This is a genomic window from Ravibacter arvi, assembly GCF_039540405.1.
GTDB lineage: Bacteria > Bacteroidota > Bacteroidia > Cytophagales > Spirosomataceae > Ravibacter > Ravibacter arvi.
The window spans coordinates 139,169-164,303 of sequence record NZ_BAABEY010000018.1; the positions used below are offsets into that span (position 1 = coordinate 139,169).

Sequence of the window (25,135 nt, forward strand, 5' to 3'; positions counted from 1 at the left end):
CCTATCTCAGGAATCAGGAGGTTACGGCGCTTTTGTAAATTCAAGTGACAATGAGTTGACGCAGTACCTCAGCCCGGTTTCAGTGGGCCCGTCATCAAAAACATGCCCCAGGTGCCCGCCGCATTTGGCACACGTAATCTCGGTCCGGATCATTCCATGAGAAGTATCTTTATGTTCCCTGATCTTTCCTTCCGCAATTTCCCGGTCAAAACTCGGCCAGCCGCAATGCGAATCGAATTTGCTGTCGGAAGTAAAAAGAACGGCGCCGCAGCCAGCGCATTTATAGACGCCTTTCTCCTTGTTCATCAATAATTTGCCGGAGAAGGGACGTTCCGTTCCTTTCTCACGAAGAACATAATATTGCTCCGGTGAGAGCTGTTGTTTCCACTCCGCCTCACTTTTTTGGCTGGTTTCCTCGTTTTTCATTTCCGGTTTTGTTTTGTTCTGACGCGACTGTCCGCACGATAAAAGCGGGCAACTCAGTATGAGAAGCCACAGAACGTAAGTTTTCGATGTCAGTTTTTCCATTTTTAATGACGGATAATCCCTTACCACTGAACAAGAAAACGCTTTAAAACGTTGCTGTTTTTTTTCTTTTTTTGTCAGGCAACGGGGTATTGGTGTGCCCGGAGATATCCCTCCCAATCGTCGATTTGCCGGCTCTTCAAAACACGCGGAAATTTGTTCTGGCCGCCCAGTTTCCCTTTGCTTTCCATCCAGTCATAGAAAGCCTTTACCGGGAGAATGGTTACCGTAACTTCATTAAGCGCATGGCGGCGTTCGACTATGTAGTCGTCATTCAGCTGTTTCAGGAAATTGTCCAGTTGAACCGTTGCCTCCTGAGCGTCGGCAGCATCGTTGGTCGCGATGTACCAGTGGTGGGAGAAAGCGGTATCGTTTTTCTTTCCGATCACAGTGAACTCCGGGATTGAAATTTCCAGCTTTTCAGACAAGAGGTCGATTGCCTTGTTCATATTGTCGACGGACAGGTGTTCACCGCAGAGGCTCAGGAAATGCTTGGTTCGGCCGGTAATGATAATTTCAGCCTTGGCCTTGTCTACAAACTTGATCGTGTCGCCGATGAGATAACGCCAGGCGCCCGAACAGGTAGACAGCAGAAGCGCGTACTCTTTTCCCTCCTCGGTTTCGTGCAGGAGGAGGGTTTCGGGCCTCGCTACAATATTGCCATCTGCGTCGAAATTGGCCGGCGTGAACGGGACAAACTCAAAAAAGATCCCGTTGTCCAGGACAAGCTGCATGCCTTTTGCTTCGGGGTGCGTCTGGTAAGCCAGGAAGCCTTCAGAGGCAAGGTAAGTCTCTATGTAATGTATCGGTTTTCCCAGCAGCTTCTGAAACCCTTTCCGGTACGGCTCAAATGAAACGCCGCCGTGGGCAAAGACACTCAGGTTGGGCCAGATTTCGTGGATATTATTCACCTGGTTGTGCGCAATGATGCGCTCCAGGAGCAACTGGAGCCAGGCGGGTACCCCCACGATGTACCCGATATCCCATTTGTGGGCTTCTTTCGTTATTTTTTCCAGTTTGGTTTCCCAGTCTTTGGTCCGGGCGATTTCCGCGCCCGGCTTGTAGTAAGGTTTGAACCAAAACGGGATCTGGCCAATAGAAATACCGCTTAGGTCGCCTTCAAAACGGTCGTTAATTTTAGAAAGATTGGTGCTGCCGCTGAGCATTAGCAATCCTTTTTCGTAGAGATCGTCGGGTAGGTCCCGGTACTGGCCAAGCGCCAGAATCTGCCTGATACTGGTGCGCTGTATAGCCTTTGACATGGCCTTGGTAACCGGTATCTGCTTGCTTGCCGCCTCCGAGGTGCCGGAACTCAATGCAAAATACTTGACACGACCGGGCCAGCATACATCTTCCTCGCCTTCGATCACCCGGTGCCACCAATCACGGTGCATGGCGTTGTAATCATACACCGGCAGCTTTTTGAAAGTTTCATAGTAAGAAAGGTCGCGGCGGTACAAAAGCTGCGTCAGTATTTCTTCAAAGCCATAGGTCCTTCCAAACGCAGTATTCCTTGCTTTGGACAATAGCTTGGCAAGAGATTTCCGTTGCAAGGGTTCGGCGTCAACACGGTTGCGAAATACCACCATGTTCCCTAATTTGACTCCTGCTTTAATAAGATTGCCAAGAAGCGCCATTCAACAGTAATATAACAAAATACGATGAGTAAACAGATTAAACCGGCAGGCTATTGCCGAGGTTCCATTGGCTGATTGCGGCAATGGCCTGGTAGCCGGTAAGGTCAAACTGGCAGGGAACAATAGAAATGTACCCGTTTTCCAGCGCCCATTCGTCGGTACTTGCTTTCTCGGCGTCGAGATTGACGAAGTCGCCGGACATCCAGAAGTAGTTGCGGCCGTGGGGATCTACCCGTTTGTCAAAACGTTCGCGCCAGCGGGCGTCGGCCTGCCGGCAAATTTTGATGCCTTTCACCGGTTTCCCCTCAAACGCGGGTATATTTACATTGAGCGCGGTTCCTTTGGGAATACCGTTTTCCAGCGCTTGCCGCGTGATCTGGAGAATCGCATCACGCGCATGATCGAAATGGGCGTCTTCGCGAAAATCACAGAGAGAGAAACCTATTGAAGGAATTCCTTCAACGGCGCCTTCTATTGCGGCCGACATGGTGCCGGAGTATAAAACGTTAATGGAACTATTGCTTCCATGGTTAATTCCGCTTACCACCAGGTCAATGGCCCGGTCCTTCAGCACATAATGCCTGGCCAGCTTTACGCAGTCAACAGGGGTTCCGGAGCATTCATACTCGTCCACGTCTACGAAAATGTCGGTCTTGTAAAGGCGCAGCGGTTCACCCATCGTAATCGCGTGCCCCATCCCGGACTGCGGACTGTTAGGCGCCACGACTACTACATCTCCCAACTGCGTCATTAATTCAACAAGTGTCCTGATTCCTAAAGAGGTAATGCCATCGTCGTTGGTTACCAGTATGAGAGGTCGTTTGCTGATGCTCATGGAAATAAGTTACATTAGCTGGCAAAATTAAGCAATATGTCAGGATTCACAACAAGGGCGGCCAGGCCGGCAGACATTCCGCTCGTAATAGACCTCCAGAAACAAACCTGGTGGGTTACCTATGAACCTATTATCGGGAAAGATCAGTGTGACGACATGTTCGCGCGCATTTATAACGAATCGGCGTTGTTGCGACAGATGGACGAGCACCGGTTTTTTATCCTGGAAGCAGACAGCACTGCCTGTGGTTTCGCTTCCTATGCCGGGCCGGATCCAAACGGCATTTTTAAACTTCATAAAATTTATGTTACACCCGCTACACAGGGGACGGGCGCCGGGCGTTTTTTGCTTTCGGCTATTGAAGACCAGGTAAAGCAACGCAAGGGCAACGAAATCAGGCTCAATGTGAACCGGCATAACCCCGCCCGGACTTTTTATGAGAAGATGGGGTACCGGATTTTGTTTGAAGAGGACATTCCGATAGGGGATTTCTGGATGAATGACTATGTAATGGGCAAGCTTTTGACCGTTTGATAAGCAATTTGCCCGTTCAATAACGATTGTTTCGGGGTATGGGCGCGCCCGGGTATTTTTGGTTCAATATCCTATCAAAAATATTGAACCAAAATGAAAAAGAATGTAATTGTTGCGGCTGTTGCCCTGACTGCCCTGTTTGTCGGATGTAAGGATAAAAGTAATCCCAATCCTCTCAATTGCGGAGCTAATGCCGAGAAGGTGACCAAGGCAGCTGTGGCTTTCGGAAATGAACCAAGCGTTGCCAATTGCGAGGCTTACAAAAAAGAGGTGGTTGCCTTTATCAAAAGCTGCCCGACCTTTTACAGCGGTGTGACAAAACAGGAATTGGAAGAAATTGCCAATATGCCCTGCGATGCACCCGAGGTTGACTGATAAGTATCAGGGCAGGGCGAAAGACACGTATTGATTCCCTTTGCGGGTGCCGAGCTTGGTGCCGCCGCAGGCTATTACCACATACTGTTTACCGCCGTACCGGTAGGTAATGGGCGTGGCAAACCCTGAAGCGGGCAGTTGCGTCTCCCAAAGGAGTTTTCCGGTATGCCGGTCAAAAGCCCTGAATTTTTCGTCCTTGGTAGCAGCAATAAAGAGCAATCCGTTGCCGGTCACCAATGGTCCGCCGTAATTTTCGAGGCCGGTGGCCGGTACTCCCAGTTTTTTCAGAGAGTCAAGTTCCCCGAGGGGAATTTTCCAAAGATATTCCCCCGTATTCAAATCAATTGCATTGAGGGTTCCCCATGGAGGTGCAATCCCCGGAAGGCCATTCCTGTCGAGAAATTTGTGATAGCCCGTGCTTTTGAAAGGGAGCTGCTCATGGTGCTTTTCATTGCCGGCAACCGCTTCGGTTTTTTCTTCTCCCAGCAAAAAGTCGATTAAAGATTGCCTTTCTGCGGAGGTGAGCTGCGTGAATCCGGGCATCATTCCTTTGCCGCCGGATATGATACGATCTAAGTAGCCACGGTTTTGCCGGCGGCCAATGTCTATTAACGAAGGATACCCGCTTTTCTGGTTGCCGCTGCGGTCGGCCTGGTGGCAGGTAGCACAATTCAGGGTATATACTTTTTCGCCCGGGCTGAGATGGGCAAGCATTGCGTCGGCAGGCGTGGGCACCATGGTCAGTATCCATGGCATTTCGTTGCTGTTCACATACAGAATCCCTTCCTGCGGGACCGCTGCAGCGCCGCCCCACTCTGCTCCGCCGTCAAAGCCGGGCAGGATCAGCGAGCCGTTTGTGCCTGGAGGTGCAAACTGTCGACGGTCTGTTTTTTTGAAAATTGCCAGCAGTTCATCCCGGTTGACGGCATAGGGATTGATGTCGTTTTCAGTAACCTGGTGTGCCTGACGGGCGAAGGGAGCGGGTTTTACCGGGATGGGCTGCGTGGGCCAGGCCACTTCACCGGGGAGCCCGTCCGTTGGTACAGGAATTTCTTCAATGGGAAACAGGGGAGTTCCATTTTCCCGGTTGAACAGAAAAACATAGCCATGCTTGGTGACCTGCGCCACTGCGTCGATGTACTGTCCTTCGTGTTTTACCCGGACCAGGTTGGGGGGAGCGGGCAGGTCGCGGTCCCAGAGATCGTGGTGAATGGTCTGGTAGTGCCAGATTTTCCGGCCGGTTCTTACATCAAGTGCTAACAGTGAATTGGCGTACAGGTTTTGCCCGGCGCGGTTACCGCCAAAAAAATCATAGGAAGTAGATCCTGTTGGTACAAAAACCATCCCGCGTTTGGTGTCAATGGCCATGCCGGTCCAATTATTGGCCGCTCCGGTAGCTTTATTGAGGTAGGCATGCTGAGGAAATGTCTCATATCCCTCTTCACCGGGATGCGGAATGGTGTGAAACGTCCAGAGATGCTTTCCGGAGGCAGCGTCAAATGCCCGGATATCGCCGGGAGCGGCATCGGTGTCTTCGGAAAGCCTTACGGAAAGCAGGAGAATATTTTCAAATAAGGCCGGTGGCGTGGTGGAAACTACATACTTGTTTTTTGCAATTTCGGGATAGCCGGTGCGCAGGTCCAGCTTACCACCGTCGCCGAATTCCGTTGCCGGTTTACCGGTAATTGCGTCAACGGCGTATAGATGATGTCCGATACCTATAAAAATGCGTTGTTGTTTCCCTTGTTTCCAGAAAGTTACGCCGCGACTCACATGCGACCATTTTTTTAGCGTGTCCCCAAACGTCCAGATTTCCTTTCCGGTGGCGGCGTGTATGGCAAATGCTCTGACCCCGGGCGTTACACCGTACAGGATGCTGTCTACTACAATGGGCGAAGTTTGCATCTGACCGCTATCGGGGGTGCTGTAGCTCCAGGCCACTTGCAGGTTCGCTACGTTTTCCGGTGAAAGTTGATCCAATTCAGAATAATGGTTGCGATCAGGACCGCCCAGGTACTCGGTCCAGCCGGTATAAGAGCGGTTGTCGTTTTGACAGGCGGCGTTGATGAGGCCTGCCAATAGAATACACCAGAAACCGGGCCTGGTAAAGCTGGAACGGAGGAAACGTTTTAGGTGCATATCAATGCCGGAATATTCAGTCGGGGAAATTGTAGTGATAAGACGGATGAACGTGCGGTTATACTGATAACTGAAAATCATTTTTTGAAACGAGCTTTCCTTGCGGCGGTCCTGGCAGGCCCGGTGAAGCCTTTTGAGGAGCTGATTCTTTGGTTAACTTTGCTCAAAGACTTTTGAGCTATCCGTTTATTTATGGCCGATCAATTTAAGAAGTACCTGGCGGACAAGGCCATGTTATCAGAGGATGAGTTCCGGGAGCTGGAACCCTTTCTGACCCGGAAGCACTTCAGGCCGGGAGAGTTTGTCCTGTTGGAAGGCGATGTATGCAAGTCTCATATTTTTGTAGAAAGCGGTTTGTTGCGCTCGTATTCTGTTGACGAGGCGGGCAAGGAGCATATACTCCAGTTTGCGCCGGAAAACTGGTTCATCGGGGATCGGGGCAGTTATTATTTTGGAGAACCCTCGCAAATGAACATCCAGGCGATCGAGCCGACGGATGTGGTGATGTTTGATCAGCTTTTTATCGAAAAGGCCATGTGTTCCAATCCTTCTTACGGGGTTTTTAACGAACGGTTGCTTCAGAATCATATCCGCCAGCTGCAGGGTAGGATTAATCTGCTCCTCAGTGCCACGGCCGAGCAGCGCTACCTTCATTTTATCGAAACGTATTTTGACCTGACCTTCCGGATCCCGCAGTGGATGATCGCTTCCTACCTGGGAATTACACCCGAGAGCCTCAGCCGCGTTCGCAAGGATCTCGCCCGCAAAAACCAGAAAGTCTGAATTAAGCAACCGTATTCCGGTAGCAGCGTTAATTGATTTACATCAAGGCGCTGAGGCAGGAGAGGGGTTAATTTTGTGTCATTGATTACAATAAGATCTGATGACATGAGAAATATCGAGAAAGTCTTTTCGCCATCTGCGCCGCATTATGTCGGCGATGGGTTCAGGGTTCATAATTTTATACCGAACGGTTATCCGTCTCTTCAGAAAAGAATGGACCCTTTTGTGATGATGGACTACAACGCGAGGTTTGAATTTTCCCCGTCCAAGCGGCTGCGTGGCGTAGGCGCCCACCCGCACAGCGGTTTTGAAACCGTTACAATTGCCTACCAGGGCGCGGTGGCCCACCATGACAGCGCGGGCAACAGCGGGGTTATCAGGGAAGGGGATGTGCAATGGATGACGGCAGGGAGCGGGATCCTCCACAAGGAATATCACGACGAGGAGTTCAGCAAAACCGGCGGACCATTTCAAATGGTTCAACTTTGGGTAAACCTGCCGGCCAGGTTCAAGAAAGTTGCACCTCAATACCAGGCGTTGGTAAGCGAGAAGATGGGGCGGTACCGCTTGCCCGGAAATAACGGTGTGGTGGAAGTGATTGCCGGGAATTACGAAGGGGTCGAAGGACAAGGTTCTACCTTTACGCCTGTCCATCTGTTCAATGCCCGGCTTGTAAAAGAGGTGACTGTCCCCTTCAGCTTTCCGAAACACTACAACACCGCCTTCCTGGTGATAGAGGGCGCTGTGAAAGTCAATGATGACTCCGTGGTCGGGAAAGATCATTTCGTTATTTTTCAGAACGACGGCGAGTCTTTCTCGGTAACTGCCACGGAAGACGCTTTATTACTGGTAATGAGCGGCGAGCCCTTCAACGAACCGATTGTTCAGCACGGCCCCTTCGTAATGAATTCGCAGGAAGAGGTGCACGCAGCCATCCGGGATTTTAACCTGGGGAAATACGGGTATCTGGAGGATTAGGAGAGGAGGGGTGAGGTGTAAGGTATGAGGTATGAGGTGTGAGAAGGGGAAGGGGAACGTCCGGCGGTACTCCGGGGCGATTACCTTCCGGTCGCTGCCGTCTCCCTCATACCCCACGTTCCTTCGCCCCCATACCTCACGCCTCACCCCTCATACCCCACACCTCACATAATTTGCTTACGTTTGCCGGAGAAAATTAATACGGTATGCACATCGCGATCACCGGCAATATTGGTGCCGGAAAAACAACGCTGGCCGCCATGCTTGGCGAACACTACAACTGGGGGGTACTGTACGAAGCAGTCGAGAACAACCCTTACCTGGCTGATTTTTATAAAGATATGAAACGCTGGTCGTTCAATCTCCAGATCTTTTTTATCAACAGTCGGTTTGAGCAAATTCAGAAAATTCGTGGACTGACCTATACGACAATCGTACAGGACCGGACGATTTTTGAAGATGCCTTCATCTTTGCGCGAAATCTTTTTGATTCGGGCATGATGGAGGAACGCGACTACCAAAGCTATAAAATGCTTTTTAACACCATTGTCAAGGCCGTGCCGGCGCCGGATCTGATGATTTACCTCAAGGCTGACTTGCCAAAACTGAAAAGCCAGATCGCGAAGCGCGGGCGCGATTTTGAATCTTCAATTTCAGACGAATACCTGCTGAATCTCAACAGGTACTACGAAGAATTCGTGAAAAGCTATGACCACGGCCGGTTAATCACCATCGATGTGAATCAGATGGATTTTGCGAATAACGAAGATGACTTTGCTCAAATAAGGACTTTGCTTGACAAAGAACTGTTTTACTAAGTGTCAGCGGTCTACATCCGGGCGAGTATGTGGCAGCGTATCAGCCGGCATGGAAGGAGTGGGCTCAGGGTCGGGTGAATCAGCCACCGTATCAAGAACCGGTTGCCCGGCGTTTACCCAGCACGTGTACCAGAAATCGCCTATAAGCCGGATAGCGCTTCTCATCTGGCGCTCCACCTGCCCGTCAAGCATTTTGTGGTAGGCATCGGTGAATTCGGCGGACTGAAGCTTAACCAGCACCTGGTTACGCATTTCATAAGCATAGCGCCGCCCTTCCGGGAGAGTGGTGTAAATCTTTCGTTCAAATAAAAGAACGCTGTCACAAGCTGCGTGTGTGTGGCGGACAGTAGCCCAGAGCGTTTCTGTTGTATTGGGCAGGTAAGTGACCGGACCGACCCAGAATTCATATTCATTTGCGTATTTTTCCGGAAGCCTCGATTCCCAGAAGGCGTGAACACCATCCTGACCGCTTAATTGTCCGTTGTAATTCCGCGTAGTATGAAGCGGAACGTGGATATCCGCCACGTAATGGCCCAGGTCGGTAGCAAGGCGGATAATTCGATCAGTTTTTTTTTCTCTGAACGCTTCGGTAAGCAGGTAAAGGTGCTTTTGCAGGTACCAAGGCGCAATTCCATGCTTTCTAAGGGCTTCCTCGCCGTAACGGTTCACGGCTTCCGGCCAGGTTTCAGGGAGTGTATCACCTGGGTAGGCGTCGAGATCGATAAAATGGCGTTCCGCTTCCCCTACAACCGCATAGCGCCTGCGATCTGGATTTACGGCATTTTCGGAGATGAAGGCAATATGAGCTTTAAAAAATGGACTGAGCTCCGGCGGGAGGCGATAGACCGCCATCCGGTTGATAAATTTATGTGCCCAAAAACCCCAGAAATGGTTTCCCGGAATTGCATAAGCGGTTGGTGAAGGCACAAGGAGCCACACCAGCAAGAAACGAGCATATGGTCGCATAGCATGTAAATTTGATTTGAAAACGATTCAGTATAGTACGCAGTAGCAATGTAACGACTAATTTGCACAAATTTTTATACAAATAGTTCAATAAATTTTTTTTTCGTATATTTACGTCGACAATTGGCCCGTTTCAGTTGTAAGAAACCGGAACTGCCACCAGATGTGCTCAAAAGGGTGACCTTGAGAGTGTCATTATGGTATGTTGATTAAATAAAGAGAGATAGATGGTGGAAAAATGGCAGCCCGTGATGGTTGCCATTTTTTTGTTTAAGTTATGAGCTGCGAATGGACTGTCATCCCGAGAAAGAAGTTTTTTTGCGAAAACACCTTGTAGCGGAGATGACAAATAGATGTTGTCAATGGAAGTCAATGGTAGCCGGAGGCTACCACCCGGACGGTCATCCTGAGCGGAACGCAGTGGAGTCGAAGGATCTCCTGTTGTTAGAAAAATCCTATTTAAAGGATTGGGTATGGGGAGCGGGAGATTCCTCGGCTCCGCTCGGAATGACCGTCCGGACGGCGCGCCCATCCGTAGTATTGTCAATTGTAGCGCATCTGCCGGAGGGTCATCCTGAGCGGAACGCAGTGGAGTCGAAGGATCTCCTGTTGTTAGAAAATCCTATTTAAAGGATTGGATACGGAAAGTGGGAGATTCCTCGGCTGCGCTCGGAATGACCGTCCGAACGGTGCGCCCATCCATAGTATTGTTAATGGCAGCGCATCTGCCGGAGGGTCATCCTGAGCGGAACGCAGTGTAGTCGAAGGATCTCCTGTTGTTAGAAAAAACCTATTTAAGGATTGAGTCCAGGGAGCGGGAGATTCCTCGGCTCCGCTCGGAATGACCGTCCGGACGGCGCGCCCATCCGTAGTATTGTCAATTGTAGCGCATCTGCCGGAGGGTCATCCTGAGCGGAACGCAGTGGAGTCGAAGGATCTCCTGTTGTTAGAAAATCCTATTTAAAGGATTGGGTATGGGGAGCGGGAGATTCCTCGGCTTCGCTCGGAATGACCGTCCGGACGGCGGCCCATCCATAGTATTGTTAATGGCAGCGCATCTGCCGGAGGGTCATCCTGAGCGGAACGCAGTGAAGCCGAAGGATCTCCTGTTGTTAGAAAAATCCTATTTAAAAGGATTGGGTACGGGGGCGGGAGATTCCTCGACTGCGCTCGGAATGACCGTCCGGACGGCGCGCCCATCCATAGTATTGTTAATGGCAGCGCATCTGCCGCAGGGTCATCCTGGGCGGAACGCAGTGGAGCTGAAGGGTGTCTTGTTGTTAGAAAAATCCTATTTAAAGGATTGAGTCCGGGGAGCGGGAGATTCCTCGGCTCCGCTCGGAATGACCGTCCGAACGGTGCGCCCATCCGTAGAATTGTCAATAGTGGCGCATCTGCCGGAGGGTCATCCTGAGCGGAACGCAGTGAAGCCGAAGGATCTCCTGTTGTTAGAAAAAACCTATTTAAAGGATTGAGTCCAGGGAGCGGGAGATTCCTCGGCTGCGCTCGGAATGACGCTTCCGCCGCCGCCGCCCTCCCCCCCCCCCCGCGACTAGCACCGGTGACAAGTACTGCCGGCAGGTCACCATTCAATCGGGGTAAGGCCTCTTTTGATAAGGTAGTCGTTTGTTTTGGAAAAATGCTTGTTGCCAAACCAGCCGCCTGATGCCGCGGCCATAGGAGACGGGTGTTTCGAAGTCAGTACCAGGTGATTCTCAGCATGGATCACGCGCCCTTTTTCCTGGGCATAGCGGCCCCAGAGCATGAACACTACCCCTTTTTTTTCATCCGAAATCTTTTCGATAACCGCATCGGTAAAAGTTTCCCAGCCCTTCCCCTGGTGGGAGCCGGCCTGTCCTGCCCTAACCGTCAGCGTGGCGTTCAGAAGCAGCACCCCCTGGTCTGCCCAACGCTCCAGGTTTCCTGAAACAGGTATTGGTTTGCCCAGGTCGTCCTGTATTTCTTTGAAAATATTTAACAACGACGGTGGCTTAGGGATTCCGTCGTTTACCGAGAAGCAAAGGCCGTTTGCCTGACCCGGACCGTGGTAAGGGTCCTGGCCGATGATAACCACCTTACAGTTTTCAAAGGTACACCGGTCAAAAGCATTGAAAATCTGCTTTCCGGGCGGGTATACCCTCCCTTCACTGTATTCTTTTTTAACGAACCCGATCAGGTGTTCAAAGTAGGGTTTGGTGAACTCATCATGAAGTCTGTTTTTCCAAGACGGGTCAATTTTTACATCCATGGGTCCGGCGACGATTAAAATGAAGATCAAAAGCCGGATTCGGAAATCACAGCTGCTAACCGCAAAATAATTGATTGAAACTTTTATTGTTTACTATTCGGTTACTAAATTCGTCAAAACTAAATCAGAAAAGAAATGGTTTCGGAGGTAACAGAAGGGGTAAAGGTGAGCGTGCTTACCGAGTATCAGCCGGATTATTCCAACCCGGGGAAATCTCACTTCGTGTTTACTTATAAAATCATGATTGAGAACCGGAGCAGCCAGACCGTTCAATTGCTGAGGAGGCATTGGCATGTTTATGATTCGAACTTCAAGTATTACGAAGTAGAGGGCGAGGGAGTCGTGGGGCAACAGCCGGTGCTTGAGCCGGGCGAGGTTCATGACTATGTTTCCGGCTGCAACCTGAGCTCCGGGCTTGGAAAAATGAACGGGACTTACCTGATGGAACGACTTTTGGACGGTTATCGGTTCAAGGTCATCATCCCGGAATTTACCCTTGTTGCCCCGCACCTGCTCAATTGACCCCTTTCTTTATTTAAATTATCTTAAGTAGTTGATATTACCCTATTTAAAGTACTTCTTCAGGGCCGGGAATGAACATTCCATTCATTCTCCCTTCGTGTATGAATTGTACCGTGACGTCATCAGAAACCGGTCTGGAAGCCGGACGGGGTTTGATGACCTGGAGTTGTTGAGAAAACAATTGCGGCGGAACCACACCGAAATTGAGGTGCTGGACCTGGGCGCCGGGTCGCGAATCGACAAGTCCAACAAACGCCGGATCAGCCAGATTGCAAAAAATGCGGAAAAGCCGGTCCGGTTTGGCGAATTGTTTTACCGCCTCGCCGGGCATTTTGCCCCGCGAACAGTGGTGGAGCTGGGCACTTCACTCGGGCTGACTACGCTTTACTTCTCGAAAGCCATTCCCGGAGGGCATATCCTCACTTTCGAAGGTTGCCCCGCGACTTCCGCGATAGCTTCTGAGAACTTTAAAGCTGCCGGGGCAAAAAATATTGAAATTGTAACGGGCAATATTGACGAGACCCTCCCTCACGTGGTAAAAAACATCGGCGCAAACCTTGATATGGTATATTTCGATGCCAATCACCGCTACGAGCCGACCGTACGCTATTTTCAGACTTGTCTTCCCCAGGCAGGGAATGAAAGCGTTTTTATTTTCGACGATATCTACTGGTCGGAAGAGATGACCGCCGCCTGGGATGAAATTAAGAAACACCCGGCTGTCACGGTCACCCTCGATTTATTCTGGATCGGGCTCGTTTTTTTCAGAAAAGAGCAGGCGAAGGAAGATTTCGTTCTGAGATTCTGAAACCGGCGAAGCTTTTATTGCTTGTTTTACCGGCCGAACCTGACGCCTTGGACTCCTCGTACGCCTACATTCCTGATCACGAACAGGCTGCCTGCCAATGGCTGCTTTTCCAATTCTTCTTCGGAGAGACCCACCCGGGCGGAAGTGATGTATAAATCCGTAAGATCGGGTCCGCCAAATGTTGCAGAGGTTATTCTGGCAGCCGGAAGCTCGATCTGCGCCGTGATTGACCCATTATCGGGGTCGACACGGATCACTTTCCAGCCGTCCCAGAGTGCAACCCAAAGCTGGTCTTCGGCGTCAATGGTCATGCCGTCGGGAAACCCGTCGCCTTCGGGGATGGTCAGGATTACGCGCCGGTTGGAAATGGCGGCAGTCTCCGGGTCGTAATCGAACGCAGCTACCTCACGGGTAGGCGAATCGATGTAGTACATCGTGTCGTGCCGGGAATTCCATGCAAGGCCATTGGAACACCCTATATCGGAAAGCTTGTGATAAACGCTTCTGTCAACATCCATCACATAGAGGTTGCCTGTTGTTTCTGTTTCCGCCATTTGCATGGTCCCGGCCCAGAACCTGCCTTTCGGATCGCACTTACCGTCGTTAAAACGGTTGCCGGGGAGGTGGGATTCCGGGTCACCCCAGGCGGTGGAAGTACCGGTAGCCTCGTTGATTTCGAAAAAGCCGTTTTCCATTGCGGCCAACAAGGTATCGTTCTCTGTTAAAGCGACTGCGCCTGTAAGCTGCCCGGTTTCAGAAAATGAATACGCATCCTTCCCCGGAGTATAGGTGTGGATTTTTCCGTTGAGGATGTCAAGCCAGATAATCCGCTGGCGGCGGTCGTCCCAAACGGGCCCTTCGCCTAGTTTACTTTTGTGGGGAGTTACAGTTTGCCAATTGGTAGCAATCATGCTTCAGAAATTTAGTGATACATCGGTTTGCGTCGCCGCCGGATGCGGCCGGTTTGCCGCATGCCTACTGGTGAAAAGACCGATTTGCTAATTTGATACTACATTTTGAGGGGAACGGCCATTGTTTTAGCAGAAAATCTGAGTTGAACGCCGCATACGCTTCCGGTCATGGTAAATTTTGAGAGTCTGTGTATCTTGCGCAGACGGTTACCATTTAACCGTTTGATTCCCGGATGCCGCCGTCTACTATTAGCGGCGGAGTCCTACCCTTAATTTTTGAGCAATATTATTCTGGATATGTATTTAATAGGATTCGATCTCGGCAGCTCTTCGGTAAAGGCCTCACTTTTGAACGCAGAAACGGGTGAAACTGTTGCGTCGGCTTACTATCCTAAAACGGAAATGAGAATAGAGGCGCCTGAGGCGGGTTTCGCGGAGCAGCACCCTGAGCTCTGGTGGGAAAATGCCTGCAGGGCGTCGCAGGAGGCGATATCGGTTTCCGGGGTGGACAGAAGGGATGTGAAAGCCGTTGGCATTTCGTACCAGATGCATGGCCTGGTAGTGGTAGACCGGCAGATGAATGTGCTTCGCCCGTCAATAATCTGGTGTGACAGCCGGGCGGTGGAAATAGGCAACAGGGCGCTGAAAGACCTCGGAGACCAGGAGGTACTGAAAAGATTGCTGAACTCTCCCGGAAATTTTACCGCCTCTAAACTGGCCTGGGTCAAAGCCAACGAACCCGGTATCTATGCGGAAGTAGATAAATTTATGCTACCCGGCGACTACCTTGCTGCCCGCATGACCGGAGAGGTGGTGACTACGCCCTCCGGCTTGTCGGAAGGCGTTTTGTGGGATTTCGTTGCCGACGCGCCTGCATCGATGCTGCTCGACCATTACGGATTTGACCATAGCCTACTGCCGCGGATTGTTCCCACATTTTCAGAACAGGGTTTCCTGACCAGGGAAAGCGCTGAGCTGCTGGGTCTTAACGAAGGGACTCCGGTAACGTACCGGGCGGGCGATCAGCCCAATAATGCCTTTTCTCTGAACGTGCTCGAACCTGGTGAAGTAGCGGCAACTGGCGGTACCTCCGGTGTGGTATACGGGGTGAGCGACCAGGCGAAATATGACCCCCTTTCGCGCGTGAATACTTTTTTACATGTAACCAAAGGCGGCCCGCCGCGCTATGGCGTTTTGCTCTGCATTAACGGGACGGGCAGCCTCTACAGTTGGCTCCGGAACCACCTGACATTCGGTAACCTGACTTATGCGGAAATGAATAAAGTGGCGCTCGAAGCACCGGTGGGGGCGGAAGGACTCATGTGCCTTCCCTTTGGGAATGGCGCCGAACGGGTGCTGCTGAATGCAAATCCGGGCGGGAGTTTCCATGGGCTGGAATTTAACCGCCACGGGCTGCCGCATTTTTTGCGGGCGGCGCAGGAGGGCATTGTCTTTGCTTTGTATTACGGCATGGAGATCATGGAGAACGTCGGTGTCAGGTCCGACCTGATCCGGGCAGGGGAGGCCAATATGTTTTTAAGCCCTCTTTTCAGGCAGACGTTCGCGAATATTTCGGGTGCGGTGGTTGAGCTCTACAATACCGACGGCGCTACAGGTGCGGCACGGGGTGCAGGCCTGGGCGCGGGTGTATTCAAAAACAGGGCGGAGACCTTCCATGGCTTGCAGGCAGTAAAAACCATTCATCCGGATTTAACTGACCAGTCAGTTACGAGGGAGGCCTATGCCCGCTGGAAAAAGATTGTTGAAAACCGGTGACGGAGGCTTCTCAATCGCGGGTCTGAATTACTTTTTTCTGGTTGAGCTCTACCCGCCACAATACAAATGGAGAGGCGGCTGCATCAGGGCAATTTCTGAAGAGGGCGCTGGACTTCTCGACCGGGCTGTAAAAAACAGACAGCGTGTCGTTTAGTTTTTGCAATTCAGAAGAAAGAGCGCTGCCCTTGCCGGCTTCATATTGGTAGGCGCGGAGCAGTTCTTTCTCTTTTGCTGACAAAAATGTCGAAGCAGTGTCTTTCAGGTAAACCAGGGTCAGTGCGGCGCCGGTTTTCTTTTTCAACAGATCAAAAACAGGTTGACTGGCTGTCGGGGTGCAGCTGCCGGGCAAAGTGTCCTTTTCCAGGGCTTGTGTTGCAATGCCGGCAATCTTTTTTCCGGAAGTCAGCATCATTTCATCCAGTTCCGCCCCGGTGATGCGCCTGATTTTAGCCGCTTTGATTTCGGAAGCAAGTGCTTCGCTATTCGATACCCTTTCGTTGGTATTACACGCTGAAAGGAGCGCAAGCGTGGAGAATAATGCTGCCACGATGGTGCGGGTGAATTTTGCAGCGTTTGAATGGCTTTGAATCTTCATGATCAGAGGTCACTTTTGTTTCGACCGGGGTCGTGCGGCAAAGTTCGGCAGAAATTTCGTAGGAAGCGGGTAAGCTTTGCGCTTAGCACCGAAATTCTCTGATTTTTCGTAGCTTTGCCGACTGAAAAAAAACCGGGAGAAGGGTTTTGCCGGTGTCGGGCGATTATAGATCATATGAGTAGTTTTATTAGCAAACTGGAGGCGCTTCGTGAGCGTTTCGAAGAGGTGGGGCAGCAGATCATGCAGCCCGAAGTGGTTTCGGATGCCAAGCGTTTTTCCAAGCTAAGTAAAGAATATAAAGACCTTGAAAAAATCACGGACCAGTTTAAGATCTATCAAAAACTGACAACCGATATTGCAGGGGCAAAGGAGCTTATCGCCAACGAGAAGGATGAGGATCTGCGGGAAATGGCGAAGGAAGAGCTGAATGAATTGAGCCCGAAGCTGGAGGAGGTAGAAGCGGTAATCAAGGAGTTACTTATCCCGAAAGATCCCAATGATAGCCGGAACATTATCCTGGAAGTACGCGGCGGGACAGGCGGTGATGAAGCGGCGATATTTGCCGGTGATTTGTTCCGTATGTACCAGCGGTATATCGAGCGGATGGGCTGGCGCTTGTCGGTACTGGATTATACCGAAGGTTCAACCGGCGGTTACAAAGAGATTGTCTGTAAGGTAGAGGGGGAGGACGTCTACGGCAAGCTGAAGTTCGAGTCAGGCGTACACCGGGTTCAGCGCGTTCCCGTAACCGAATCCCAGGGCCGGGTGCATACCTCTGCTGCCAGCGTGGCCGTACTTCCGGAAGCTGAAGAGGTAGATATTGATCTCAATATGGGTGACATCCGGGTAGACACCTTCCAGTCGTCCGGTGCGGGCGGTCAGTCGGTAAACACCACTTATTCTGCGATTCGCCTTACCCATATTCCTTCAGGATTGGTGGTAAGCTGCCAGGACGAGCGCTCACAGCTTAAGAATAAGGAAAGAGCATTGGGCGTACTCCGTTCCCGGCTGTATGAGATCGAGCTCAGAAAGCAAAATGAAGCGATTAGTTCCCAGAGAAAAACGATGGTAGGAAGCGGGGACCGGTCAGATAAGATCAGAACTTATAATTACCCGCAAAGCAGGGTGACCGACCATCGGATCGGTTATACCGTTTATAACCTGCCGAGTGTGATGGAAGGGGAGATCGGAGACTTTATCGAGCAGCTGCGTATAGCGGAAAACGCCGAAAAAATGAAAGAGGGCGAAGCCCTCTGACATACATTTCTAAACCCTATGGTCACCGATTGCGTCCCCATTTATTTACATTGTCATTTTAGTAAGCATACTTTTACGATACAGAGGCCCGAATCAGAAAGACCCGGTCAAGAATGGGCTGGTGATTGCTGCTGAAGCGCTCATAGCACCATAATCTTAGCTTTTTTATTTCCTCTGGCATCAACATCCGGATAGCCTTACGTAATTCCTTCTCAAACAAGCGAGGGTCAAAGCTGACTTTTTGAAGGATTATCTTAATGTATTCCAGCATAGAAGCCATAGTTTGTAAATTTGTTTTGTTTGGACAAAGGTTTTTTGTGAGAATAACGTTGTAATTGAATAACTGGTTGGCTTTGACAGTTATTGTATGGCTTAGTAAATATAAATGAAATTATATAGATATTTAAATTTTTTATTGACTTTTTTTATCCTGAACCTGTCGGCTTCCGGGCAGGAAATCCGGGTGGAAATCGGGGAGACAGAACTGGGTCAGGGACAGCCGTTTGAGCTGAAAGTGATCGTACCTCAACCGGCAAAACGGGTCGAAGTAGCTTTCCCGAACCTGGAAGGTCTTGAGAAAGGAAGCACTACCCGTTTACGCAATAACACGGCCGCCGGGACGGACCGGCATGTGCAGCAGGAAATTATTTCACAGCAATATTCCCTTCGCCGCAATTACCTCGAAGTACCTGCGTCGGTAGTGGTCGTGGGCGGAAAGCAGTATCCGGTTCCACCTTTCGTGCTCAGAGTCAAAGCCGCTGCGGCAGAACAGTCGCAGGCTGAAGAGCCCGCGATTGAAGGGGTACCGTCTGACCAGCTGGAGAAAGAAGATGTGTTCTTGGCGGTTCGCGTGAATAAAAAGAAGGTATATATAAGAGAAGGATTCGGCCTTTACCTGTCCTTGTATGTAGCCAAGGATATCCAGGTACAGATGGAGTTTTTTGATCTGGATAACCAGCTGGACCGGGTGATAAAAAGCCTGAAACCCGATGGTTGCTGGGAAGAAAATACATGGATCGATGAAATTGTGCCGAGACCGGTCGCGATCAGGGGGCGGGACTATACCGAATACCGGCTCTATCAGTCTTTTTTCTTTCCTTTCATACATAAGACGGTCGCTTTTCCCGCGGTTTCGTTCAAGATGAACCTGGGAGAGAAGGAAAAGGAAATCAAGACTTTTTTTTCAAGACCCGTTGCTGTCGAGGTGAAGAACCTGCCGGCCCACCCCCGCAGGGACCTTGTGGCGGTAGGCAGCTACCGTCTGTCAGATACATTGTCGGACGAAAGGATCTCCGTAGGGCAGCCCTTCAGGTACCTGTTCAGTATCGAAGGGAAGGGAAATATTACCGCCATACCCGCGCCTACTACCATACCGGTTCAGACTTTCGAATTCTACCCGCCGGCAGTTACCCAAAGATTGCGCGCGGATCTGAACGCGGTTTCCGGCGCAAAAAATTTTGAATATACCCTGGTTCCGAAACAGAAAGGGGTTTTCCCCCTCAAGGGATATTTTCAATGGGTTTATTTCGATCCGGAGCGGGAAGTCTATGACACTTTGCGGTCCGCGAAAACCATCAATGTGTCGGGGGCAGGGGGGATTGCAGCGGAAACGGTGACGCCAGTAGGGGAGAACCGGCTTTATGCCAATCTGGAGCAGCTGGATTCGGCTTCGATTTACCGGAATTATGCAGGTATTTTTCGGATCATAATGAACGTTGTGGTAATTTTGGCGCTGATGTGGACACTTTGGGTGTTCCGTCGATGACCGGGTCCCGTAAAATGGAATGCCCTGGGGTATCATCAAATTAGTATTAGACAATCATGGGGAGTATCTACGGTAAAATTTTTAGAATATCGACTTTCGGAGAGTCGCATGGTGCGGGTATCGGGGTAGTTATCGATGGCTGTCCGGCCGGGGTGACTTTCGATTCGGATTTTGTTCAGAAGGAGCTGTCCCGCAGGAAACCCGGTCAATCCAGGATTACCACGCAGCGCAAGGAGGGCGACGAATTCGAAGTGCTCTCCGGCGTTTTTGAAGGAAAAACAACCGGCACGCCCATTGCGCTTTTTATCCGGAATGAAGACCAGCGTTCGAAGGACTATGCACATATCGCAGACCGCTTTCGCCCGTCTCATGCCGATTTTACCTACGAAGAAAAATATGGCATCCGCGACTACCGCGGCGGCGGCAGAAGTTCTGCGCGGGAGACGGCAGCGCGGGTTGCAGCAGGCGCATTGGCCAAGCTGATGTTGGCAGAACTGGGCGTTTCAGTATCGGCTTTTGTGTCCCAGGTGGGCGCTATCAAGGTGGTAAAACCTTACCAGGAGCTTGATTGGAGCCAGATAGAGGAGAACCCCGTCAGGTGTGCAGATCCTGAGGTAGCACAACAGATGTTTGATTACATTGACCAGGTCAGAAAAAACGGCGATTCGGTAGGAGGGGTTGTTTTTTGCGTGGCAAAGGGCGTTCCGGCCGGATGGGGTGAGCCTGTTTTTGACAAATTGCACGCCGAACTCGGTAAAGCCATGCTGAGTATAAATGCCGTTAAGGGATTTGAGTACGGAAGCGGTTTCGACGGTGTGTCCATGCTCGGCTCGGCTCACAATGACTTGTTCTATAAGGACGAGAGCGGCGTCATCCATACCAGAACCAACCGGTCCGGTGGGATTCAGGGCGGTATTTCAAATGGCGAAGACATTTACTTCCGGGTGGCTTTTAAACCTGTAGCGACCATTATGCAGGACCAGGAGAGTCTCAATAAAGCGGGTGAAACGGTAATTGTCTCCGGCAAGGGGCGACATGACCCTTGTGTAGTTCCGCGCGCGGTGCCCATCGTTGAGGCCATGGCAGCCCTGGTACTGGCCGATTTTTACCTGCGAAACAAATCTTCGAAGCTGAGCCGGGACTAACGCTTGTGATACATATTGATCACAAAAATGACGGCGCCCACAAGACTCAGTCCCAAACCGGCAATGAACAAAAAATTGGTATAGGAGTTTTGTTGCACTTTGAGCATGGCGCCAAACAGAATCATTACCTGACCCGTGATCAGAAATAACAGTGCGTATCTATTTTTGACGTTCAATAAAGCGCTGGTTTAGTGAAAAGAACGATGGCCACAAAACATGATCACCTTTCGAAAGTTGTTTCAAATATAATTATTCTGTTAATTTTTTTGTATCTCCCCTCCGCTCTTTTTGGAGGCGATAAAAGGTACGAATTTGAAAAACCGCTGATGGGCTCCCAATTCCGGCTGGTTTTTTATGCCGCCAGCGACTCGTTGGCACAAGCGGCGGCAAGAAAAGTATTCAATCACCTGGAATACCTGAACGTCGTGATGAGCGACTACCTGGACGGGTCTGAGCTGAATCGCCTTTGCGCTTTATCGGGTAACGGGTACTGGGTGAGAACCAGCCCGGTGCTTTTTTCTGTTCTGGACAGTGCCCGGAATATCAGCGGGCAGACCGATGGTATTTTTGATGTTACAATCGGGGCAGTTACGCAGGTGTGGCGCAAGGCGTCGCGTCAGGGCCGGTTCCCGGAACGGACAGCTATCAGAAGGGCTGTCAGGCGAACCGGGTATCGGTGGCTTGAAATCGACCGGGACCATCACCTGGTCCGGCTGAAAAAAAGCGGTATGCGCCTGGATTTGGGCGGAATTGGTAAAGGTTTTGCCGCGGACGAAGGCATACGGATCCTGAAGGAAATGAATATTGGCGCTGCTATGGTGGATGCCGGTGGTGATTTGGCGCTCTCGGGCCCGCCTCCGGGCGAGAAAGGCTGGAAAATATCGGTATCGTCCGGGACCGATGCAAGTGACGACGAAGTGTTGCTGTTGGCGGATTGCGGAGTGGCTACCTCAGGCGCTACCTATCGCTATATCATGCACAAGGGCAAGAAATACTCGCACATTATGGACCCCAGAACCGGCATCGGACTGACGCGGGCTATACGGGCGACTGTCATCGCGCCGAACGGCACAAGGGCAGATGCCATGTCTAAGCTCGTAAGTGTGCTCAGCATAAAAAAAAGCCGGAAAATACTCGCGCATTTTCCGGACGTAAAAGTGAAATTGCAGGAAACCGACCTGAAAACCGGGAAAATCTCCAACTGGCAGAACCGGGAATGATGTTTACCCGTTCTCCTGTCGAAGTACTTCCAGCGGCGGCTGTGACAGGATGCCGCGGCTGTTGAGCATCCCGATAACGATGGTCAGCAGGGTAATGGCGGGGAAAACCGCTGCAATAGTCAGCCAGGGAACCGAAAAGTCGGCATCAAAGCTGAACCTCGCCAGAGACCAACCGGCCAGTAGCGCCAGCACGATGCCGGTGAAGGACGACAGCGCTCCCAGATAGAAGTACTCCAGGCCGGTTATGCGGATAATCTGGCTTCGGCTGGCGCCGAGCGTCCGCAGTAAAACGCTTTCTTTTACACGCTGGTATTTGCTCACCACAACGGCGCCCATCAGCACAATCAATCCGCAGAGCACACTGAAAAGCGCCATAAAGCGGATCACAAATCCTACCTTTTCGGTAATATTGTCCAACGTATCCAGGATCAGGTTGAGATCGACTATGCTGATATTCGGGTATTTTTGAACAAGTTCCTGCTGGAATAGCGCCGATTTGTCCAACCCGGGAAGATTGGTCAGAAGCACGTGAAATTTCGGCGCCTTTTCCAATACGCCGGTCGGGAATATCAGGACGAAATTGGTCTGCATACCACGCCAGTCTACCTCCCGAAAGCTCGCAATACGGGTAGACAAGGGCATTCCCTGCACGTTGAAAGCAAGCGTGTCGCCTATGTTTAACTTGTTGTGCGAGGCAAATCCCTGCTCGACAGAAACCGGGACGAGACCGTCCGAAGGCTGGTAGCTGCCCATCCATTTTCCTTCAAGAAGCTTCTCTGAGCCCGAAAGAGTGTCGCGGTAGGTGACCCGGTATTCACGGCTGAAGAGATTAGCCCTGAACTCCGTCGAATCTTTCTGTGACTGCTCATAATCATAGCCATTCACACGTTCAAGCCGCATATTCACGATGGGGACAGTCTGGATCAGTGGAAGTTCGGAACGCTTGATGAAATCCCGGACCTCGTTTAGCTGGCTGTCCTGGATGTCAAAAAGGATCATATTGGGCCGGTTTGCCGTATTGGGCGTAGTAATCTGGCCGATGAGGATATCTCTCGAAATAATTAAGGTCGTAATCAGCATTGTTCCCAGGCCAATGGACACAATCATGGTCAGCGTCTGGTTGTTGGGCCGGAAAAGGTTGGAAAGTCCTTGCCGGGGCACAAAGCCCCAGTTTGCCGGGAAAAATTTTCTGACTGTAAAAATGATAATTCTCGCGAAACCGGCCAGTAGGAGAAAAGACAGGATGACGGCCCCGGAAAACATGAGCGAAGATTTCCAGTCCCTGAGCTGCAGAAAAGTGAAGAGGTACACGAAGCCGATTACGCATGCATACACGGCCCACTGCAGAGGGTCGGTTTTGCGGTTGTCAGACACAGCAATCCTGAAAACGTTCAGCGGTGTAATGTTCCTGATACCAAGCAGAGAGCCCAGCGAAAACAGTACGGAAACGGTTACGCCCAGGACAATCCCCTGCAGGATAGCAAGCGGGGAAATCGAAGGGCTGTATTCGAATGGTAAAAAGTCTGAAACCAGTGACGGAAGGAAGCGCTGGAGAATTGTACCCAGGAAGGCGCCTATGATCGACCCGACCAGACCGATCATACAGATCTGTATCAGGAAAATCAGGAAGGCCTGACCCGATTTTACACCCAGGCATCGGAGAATAGCGATAGTCCCGTACTTCTCTTTTACGTAGAGGTGTACCGAGCTGGCAACACCAATACACCCCAGCAGCAGGGCTATGAAACCGGCAAGCCCAAGGAAATTGGTGAGGTTGGCAAACATCCGGCCGGTACTCTCTTTCTGGTCGTCAATGGTTCTGATGTTAACATCGTTGCCGGGCCATCGTTTTTCCAGGCCCCTGGCAATTTCTGCCGACTTGCCTGGCTCGGACAACCGCACAAAAAAGCGGTAATTGATTCGGCTGCCTTTTTGATCCAGGCCTGTCTCCTGTAGAAAACGAAGCGGCAGATAGACTACCGGCGCCACTGAGGCAACAATGCCGGTTTGGCCGGGAGCTTTCTCCAGGGCGCCTGCAATTAAAAACGTTACCTCGCCGATTTTGATGGAATCACCGACATTTGCTCCGAATTGCAGCAGGAGGTTCTGATCGACAAGGGCGACTTTCCTGCTCTCAAGCAGCTGCCCGGCATTTTGGGGCCGGGTTTCCAAAGTGCCGTAAAAGGGGAATTTTCCTGTCAGCGCACGTATCTGGGTCAGCCGGGTTCCCTGGTTTTTTGGGAAAGATACCATAGAAGCAAAACTCCATTCTTCTGCTATATCCCGGGCAATGGAATCGGCGGCTGCCCGTTCCGCAGCGGTAAAAGGGCGGTTGGCTACCCACTCCTGGTCAGCGCCCAACAAGGCGGCGGCCTGTTGGTCAATTTGGTTCTCCAGGTTGTCGCTTAACGCGTATATGGAAACCAGGGCGGCAATGCCCAGGATGACCGAAGCCAGAAAAAGCAGCAACCGCGAGGGGTTTCTCCGGCAATCTCTCCAGGCCATTTTGAAGAGCCATCCAAGCCGTTGGGAAGTTGTCATTCAGTATCGGAAATTATTTTACCACCTTTAATCCGGATGATCCGCTCGGTTCTGGAAGCAAGGTCCATGTCATGGGTCACCAGCACCAGGGTGGTGCCCGCCTCCTTGTTCAGCTCGAACAGGAGTGAAATGACCTTTTCGCTGGTTTCAGCGTCCAGATTTCCGGTAGGCTCGTCGGCAAACAGGATTTTCGGTCTGTTCGCAAACGCGCGTGCGAGCGATACCCGTTGCTGTTCTCCGCCGCTGAGCTGAGTGGGATAGTGGTGGAGGCGTTGTGAAAGCCCTACTTTTTCAAGTAATTCCGTCGCAGTGGCCGCGGGGTTGGCTTTTCCGGCCAATTCGAGCGGGACCATGACATTTTCCAATGCTGTCAGGGTGGGCAGCAGCTGGAAATTCTGGAAAATAAAGCCGACATTTTCGTTCCTGATCCGGGCGAGTTGATCTTCCGTCTGGTGATTGAGCACTTTCCCGTCCAGGGTAACTGTTCCGGAAGTGGCGCGGTCAAGACCGGCGCACAGGCCGAGGAGGGTGGTTTTGCCGCTTCCGGACGGGCCCACAATGGCCAGTGTCGCACCGCGTTCTATATTCAGGTCAATGTTTTCGAGAACGGTCAGCTCCTGCCGGAAAGACGGGTACGACTTGCTGACCTGAGCGACTTCTAGTATTTGAGGCATTATCGTGTTACTGACTTTGGAAAAAATGTATTTTAGCAGGGGACAGTATGCTGACCGTTATAAAAGTGAAATCCGGTCATGCG

Annotated in this window: 25 protein-coding genes; 14 read left to right on the forward strand and 11 right to left on the reverse strand. The window is 51.1% G+C overall.

Annotated features, from left to right (window positions below):
* Window positions 1–21: 21 nt before the first annotated feature.
* The 3 genes from msrB to surE form a co-directional block, all read right to left on the reverse strand.
* Window positions 22–426, reverse strand: a complete 405-nt coding sequence (msrB, locus tag ABD852_RS09035; protein WP_345028020.1) for a peptide-methionine (R)-S-oxide reductase MsrB — start codon at window positions 424–426, stop codon at window positions 22–24.
* Between the two features lie 176 nt (window positions 427–602).
* Complete coding sequence (locus ABD852_RS09040; protein ID WP_345028021.1) at window positions 603–2,162, reverse strand: GH3 family acyl-acid amido synthetase; 1,560 nt, start codon at window positions 2,160–2,162, stop codon at window positions 603–605.
* Window positions 2,163–2,199: 37 nt separating this feature from the next.
* Window positions 2,200–2,997 carry a 5'/3'-nucleotidase SurE gene (gene surE / locus ABD852_RS09045; RefSeq protein WP_345028022.1) on the reverse strand — a complete coding sequence of 266 codons (798 nt, stop codon included), beginning with the start codon at window positions 2,995–2,997 and terminating at the stop codon, window positions 2,200–2,202.
* A gap of 36 nt (window positions 2,998–3,033) precedes the next feature.
* Between surE and ABD852_RS09050 the strand changes: the two genes are divergently transcribed.
* Both ABD852_RS09050 and ABD852_RS09055 read left to right on the forward strand, forming a co-directional pair.
* Window positions 3,034–3,531 carry a GNAT family N-acetyltransferase gene (locus tag ABD852_RS09050; RefSeq protein ID WP_345028023.1) on the forward strand — a complete coding sequence of 166 codons (498 nt, stop codon included), beginning with the start codon at window positions 3,034–3,036 and terminating at the stop codon, window positions 3,529–3,531.
* Between the two features lie 93 nt (window positions 3,532–3,624).
* Window positions 3,625–3,906: a hypothetical protein gene (locus ABD852_RS09055; protein ID WP_345028024.1), complete on the forward strand. Its 282-nt coding sequence runs from the start codon at window positions 3,625–3,627 to the stop codon at window positions 3,904–3,906.
* 6 nt (window positions 3,907–3,912) lie between these two features.
* On the opposite strand, the gene ABD852_RS09060 is transcribed toward ABD852_RS09055, so the two are convergent.
* Entirely contained in the window at window positions 3,913–6,045 is a 2,133-nt protein-coding gene (locus tag ABD852_RS09060; protein WP_425568800.1) for an outer membrane protein assembly factor BamB family protein, read from the reverse strand.
* 192 nt (window positions 6,046–6,237) lie between these two features.
* Between ABD852_RS09060 and ABD852_RS09065 the strand changes: the two genes are divergently transcribed.
* The 3 genes from ABD852_RS09065 (at window position 6,238) to ABD852_RS09075 (ending at window position 8,624) form a co-directional block, all read left to right on the forward strand.
* On the forward strand, window positions 6,238–6,828 hold the full coding sequence (locus ABD852_RS09065; protein WP_345028026.1) for a Crp/Fnr family transcriptional regulator: 591 nt from the start codon (window positions 6,238–6,240) through the stop codon (window positions 6,826–6,828).
* Window positions 6,829–6,933: 105 nt separating this feature from the next.
* Entirely contained in the window at window positions 6,934–7,806 is an 873-nt protein-coding gene (locus tag ABD852_RS09070) for a pirin family protein (protein WP_345028029.1), read from the forward strand.
* 206 nt (window positions 7,807–8,012) lie between these two features.
* Window positions 8,013–8,624, forward strand: a complete 612-nt coding sequence (locus ABD852_RS09075; protein WP_345028032.1) for a deoxynucleoside kinase — start codon at window positions 8,013–8,015, stop codon at window positions 8,622–8,624.
* Window positions 8,625–8,627: 3 nt separating this feature from the next.
* On the opposite strand, the gene ABD852_RS09080 is transcribed toward ABD852_RS09075, so the two are convergent.
* A complete protein-coding gene (locus tag ABD852_RS09080) occupies window positions 8,628–9,590 on the reverse strand; it encodes a zinc dependent phospholipase C family protein (protein ID WP_345028035.1) in 963 nt (320 codons plus the stop codon).
* A gap of 342 nt (window positions 9,591–9,932) precedes the next feature.
* On the opposite strand from ABD852_RS09080, the gene ABD852_RS09085 reads away from it, so the two are divergent.
* Both ABD852_RS09085 and ABD852_RS09090 read left to right on the forward strand, forming a co-directional pair.
* A complete protein-coding gene (locus ABD852_RS09085; protein ID WP_345028036.1) occupies window positions 9,933–10,220 on the forward strand; it encodes a hypothetical protein in 288 nt (95 codons plus the stop codon).
* 416 nt (window positions 10,221–10,636) lie between these two features.
* Complete coding sequence (locus ABD852_RS09090; RefSeq protein ID WP_345028038.1) at window positions 10,637–10,897, forward strand: hypothetical protein; 261 nt, start codon at window positions 10,637–10,639, stop codon at window positions 10,895–10,897.
* A gap of 275 nt (window positions 10,898–11,172) precedes the next feature.
* Here the strand turns inward: ABD852_RS09090 and ung are convergent, their stop codons facing one another.
* Window positions 11,173–11,838: a uracil-DNA glycosylase gene (gene ung, locus ABD852_RS09095; protein ID WP_345028039.1), complete on the reverse strand. Its 666-nt coding sequence runs from the start codon at window positions 11,836–11,838 to the stop codon at window positions 11,173–11,175.
* Between the two features lie 135 nt (window positions 11,839–11,973).
* Here ung and apaG point away from each other — a divergent pair, with 135 nt between their 5' ends.
* Together apaG and ABD852_RS09105 are read left to right on the forward strand one after the other, a co-directional pair.
* Window positions 11,974–12,360: a Co2+/Mg2+ efflux protein ApaG gene (gene apaG / locus ABD852_RS09100; RefSeq protein ID WP_345028040.1), complete on the forward strand. Its 387-nt coding sequence runs from the start codon at window positions 11,974–11,976 to the stop codon at window positions 12,358–12,360.
* Window positions 12,361–12,391: 31 nt separating this feature from the next.
* Window positions 12,392–13,168, forward strand: coding sequence for an O-methyltransferase (locus tag ABD852_RS09105; protein WP_345028041.1), 777 nt, complete (start codon window positions 12,392–12,394; stop codon window positions 13,166–13,168).
* Between the two features lie 26 nt (window positions 13,169–13,194).
* Here the strand turns inward: ABD852_RS09105 and ABD852_RS09110 are convergent, their stop codons facing one another.
* Window positions 13,195–14,079 carry an SMP-30/gluconolactonase/LRE family protein gene (locus tag ABD852_RS09110; protein WP_345028042.1) on the reverse strand — a complete coding sequence of 295 codons (885 nt, stop codon included), beginning with the start codon at window positions 14,077–14,079 and terminating at the stop codon, window positions 13,195–13,197.
* Window positions 14,080–14,376: 297 nt separating this feature from the next.
* Between ABD852_RS09110 and ABD852_RS09115 the strand changes: the two genes are divergently transcribed.
* Window positions 14,377–15,855: a xylulokinase gene (locus ABD852_RS09115; RefSeq protein ID WP_345028044.1), complete on the forward strand. Its 1,479-nt coding sequence runs from the start codon at window positions 14,377–14,379 to the stop codon at window positions 15,853–15,855.
* Window positions 15,856–15,865: 10 nt separating this feature from the next.
* Here ABD852_RS09115 and ABD852_RS09120 read toward each other — a convergent pair whose 3' ends face one another.
* Window positions 15,866–16,450: a hypothetical protein gene (locus ABD852_RS09120; protein WP_345028046.1), complete on the reverse strand. Its 585-nt coding sequence runs from the start codon at window positions 16,448–16,450 to the stop codon at window positions 15,866–15,868.
* A gap of 174 nt (window positions 16,451–16,624) precedes the next feature.
* On the opposite strand from ABD852_RS09120, the gene prfA reads away from it, so the two are divergent.
* Window positions 16,625–17,707, forward strand: coding sequence for a peptide chain release factor 1 (gene prfA / locus ABD852_RS09125; protein WP_345028047.1), 1,083 nt, complete (start codon window positions 16,625–16,627; stop codon window positions 17,705–17,707).
* Between the two features lie 73 nt (window positions 17,708–17,780).
* Here prfA and ABD852_RS09130 read toward each other — a convergent pair whose 3' ends face one another.
* Window positions 17,781–17,987 (reverse strand): hypothetical protein, encoded by a 207-nt coding sequence (locus ABD852_RS09130; protein WP_345028048.1) that lies wholly within the window; start codon window positions 17,985–17,987, stop codon window positions 17,781–17,783.
* Window positions 17,988–18,092: 105 nt separating this feature from the next.
* On the opposite strand from ABD852_RS09130, the gene ABD852_RS09135 reads away from it, so the two are divergent.
* The 3 genes from ABD852_RS09135 to ABD852_RS09145 all read left to right on the forward strand — a co-directional run bounded on the left by ABD852_RS09135 (window position 18,093) and on the right by ABD852_RS09145 (window position 21,837).
* Window positions 18,093–19,472: a BatD family protein gene (locus ABD852_RS09135; protein WP_345028049.1), complete on the forward strand. Its 1,380-nt coding sequence runs from the start codon at window positions 18,093–18,095 to the stop codon at window positions 19,470–19,472.
* A gap of 56 nt (window positions 19,473–19,528) precedes the next feature.
* Window positions 19,529–20,617 (forward strand): chorismate synthase, encoded by a 1,089-nt coding sequence (gene aroC, locus ABD852_RS09140; protein ID WP_345028050.1) that lies wholly within the window; start codon window positions 19,529–19,531, stop codon window positions 20,615–20,617.
* A 326-nt stretch (window positions 20,618–20,943) separates the two neighbouring features.
* Window positions 20,944–21,837: an FAD:protein FMN transferase gene (locus ABD852_RS09145; protein WP_345028052.1), complete on the forward strand. Its 894-nt coding sequence runs from the start codon at window positions 20,944–20,946 to the stop codon at window positions 21,835–21,837.
* A 3-nt stretch (window positions 21,838–21,840) separates the two neighbouring features.
* Here the strand turns inward: ABD852_RS09145 and ABD852_RS09150 are convergent, their stop codons facing one another.
* Window positions 21,841–24,378, reverse strand: a complete 2,538-nt coding sequence (locus tag ABD852_RS09150) for an ABC transporter permease (protein WP_345028054.1) — start codon at window positions 24,376–24,378, stop codon at window positions 21,841–21,843.
* Entirely contained in the window at window positions 24,375–25,052 is a 678-nt protein-coding gene (locus ABD852_RS09155; RefSeq protein ID WP_345028055.1) for an ABC transporter ATP-binding protein, read from the reverse strand. Before ABD852_RS09155 ends, ABD852_RS09150 begins: the two co-directional genes overlap by 4 nt.
* Window positions 25,053–25,135: the final 83 nt, after the last annotated feature.

What these genes read in the sequence shown, in the direction of transcription:
- aroC (WP_345028050.1), top strand. Translation starts at nt 19,529, where the DNA reads ATGGGGAGTATCTACGGTAAAATTTTTAGAATATCGACTTTCGGAGAG.
- ABD852_RS09090 (WP_345028038.1), top strand. Translation starts at nt 10,637, where the DNA reads ATGGCAGCGCATCTGCCGGAGGGTCATCCTGAGCGGAACGCAGTGAAG.
- msrB (WP_345028020.1), bottom strand. Translation starts at nt 426, where the DNA reads ATGAAAAACGAGGAAACCAGCCAAAAAAGTGAGGCGGAGTGGAAACAA.
- ABD852_RS09065 (WP_345028026.1), top strand. Translation starts at nt 6,238, where the DNA reads ATGGCCGATCAATTTAAGAAGTACCTGGCGGACAAGGCCATGTTATCA.
- ABD852_RS09155 (WP_345028055.1), bottom strand. Translation starts at nt 25,052, where the DNA reads ATGCCTCAAATACTAGAAGTCGCTCAGGTCAGCAAGTCGTACCCGTCT.
- ABD852_RS09055 (WP_345028024.1), top strand. Translation starts at nt 3,625, where the DNA reads ATGAAAAAGAATGTAATTGTTGCGGCTGTTGCCCTGACTGCCCTGTTT.
- ABD852_RS09110 (WP_345028042.1), bottom strand. Translation starts at nt 14,079, where the DNA reads ATGATTGCTACCAATTGGCAAACTGTAACTCCCCACAAAAGTAAACTA.
- ABD852_RS09060 (WP_425568800.1), bottom strand. Translation starts at nt 6,045, where the DNA reads ATGCACCTAAAACGTTTCCTCCGTTCCAGCTTTACCAGGCCCGGTTTC.
- ABD852_RS09050 (WP_345028023.1), top strand. Translation starts at nt 3,034, where the DNA reads ATGTCAGGATTCACAACAAGGGCGGCCAGGCCGGCAGACATTCCGCTC.
- ABD852_RS09150 (WP_345028054.1), bottom strand. Translation starts at nt 24,378, where the DNA reads ATGACAACTTCCCAACGGCTTGGATGGCTCTTCAAAATGGCCTGGAGA.
- ABD852_RS09040 (WP_345028021.1), bottom strand. Translation starts at nt 2,162, where the DNA reads ATGGCGCTTCTTGGCAATCTTATTAAAGCAGGAGTCAAATTAGGGAAC.
- ABD852_RS09145 (WP_345028052.1), top strand. Translation starts at nt 20,944, where the DNA reads ATGGGCTCCCAATTCCGGCTGGTTTTTTATGCCGCCAGCGACTCGTTG.
- ABD852_RS09130 (WP_345028048.1), bottom strand. Translation starts at nt 17,987, where the DNA reads ATGGCTTCTATGCTGGAATACATTAAGATAATCCTTCAAAAAGTCAGC.
- ABD852_RS09115 (WP_345028044.1), top strand. Translation starts at nt 14,377, where the DNA reads ATGTATTTAATAGGATTCGATCTCGGCAGCTCTTCGGTAAAGGCCTCA.
- apaG (WP_345028040.1), top strand. Translation starts at nt 11,974, where the DNA reads ATGGTTTCGGAGGTAACAGAAGGGGTAAAGGTGAGCGTGCTTACCGAG.
- prfA (WP_345028047.1), top strand. Translation starts at nt 16,625, where the DNA reads ATGAGTAGTTTTATTAGCAAACTGGAGGCGCTTCGTGAGCGTTTCGAA.
- ABD852_RS09075 (WP_345028032.1), top strand. Translation starts at nt 8,013, where the DNA reads ATGCACATCGCGATCACCGGCAATATTGGTGCCGGAAAAACAACGCTG.
- surE (WP_345028022.1), bottom strand. Translation starts at nt 2,997, where the DNA reads ATGAGCATCAGCAAACGACCTCTCATACTGGTAACCAACGACGATGGC.
- ABD852_RS09135 (WP_345028049.1), top strand. Translation starts at nt 18,093, where the DNA reads ATGAAATTATATAGATATTTAAATTTTTTATTGACTTTTTTTATCCTG.
- ung (WP_345028039.1), bottom strand. Translation starts at nt 11,838, where the DNA reads ATGGATGTAAAAATTGACCCGTCTTGGAAAAACAGACTTCATGATGAG.
- ABD852_RS09070 (WP_345028029.1), top strand. Translation starts at nt 6,934, where the DNA reads ATGAGAAATATCGAGAAAGTCTTTTCGCCATCTGCGCCGCATTATGTC.
- ABD852_RS09085 (WP_345028036.1), top strand. Translation starts at nt 9,933, where the DNA reads ATGACAAATAGATGTTGTCAATGGAAGTCAATGGTAGCCGGAGGCTAC.
- ABD852_RS09080 (WP_345028035.1), bottom strand. Translation starts at nt 9,590, where the DNA reads ATGCGACCATATGCTCGTTTCTTGCTGGTGTGGCTCCTTGTGCCTTCA.
- ABD852_RS09120 (WP_345028046.1), bottom strand. Translation starts at nt 16,450, where the DNA reads ATGAAGATTCAAAGCCATTCAAACGCTGCAAAATTCACCCGCACCATC.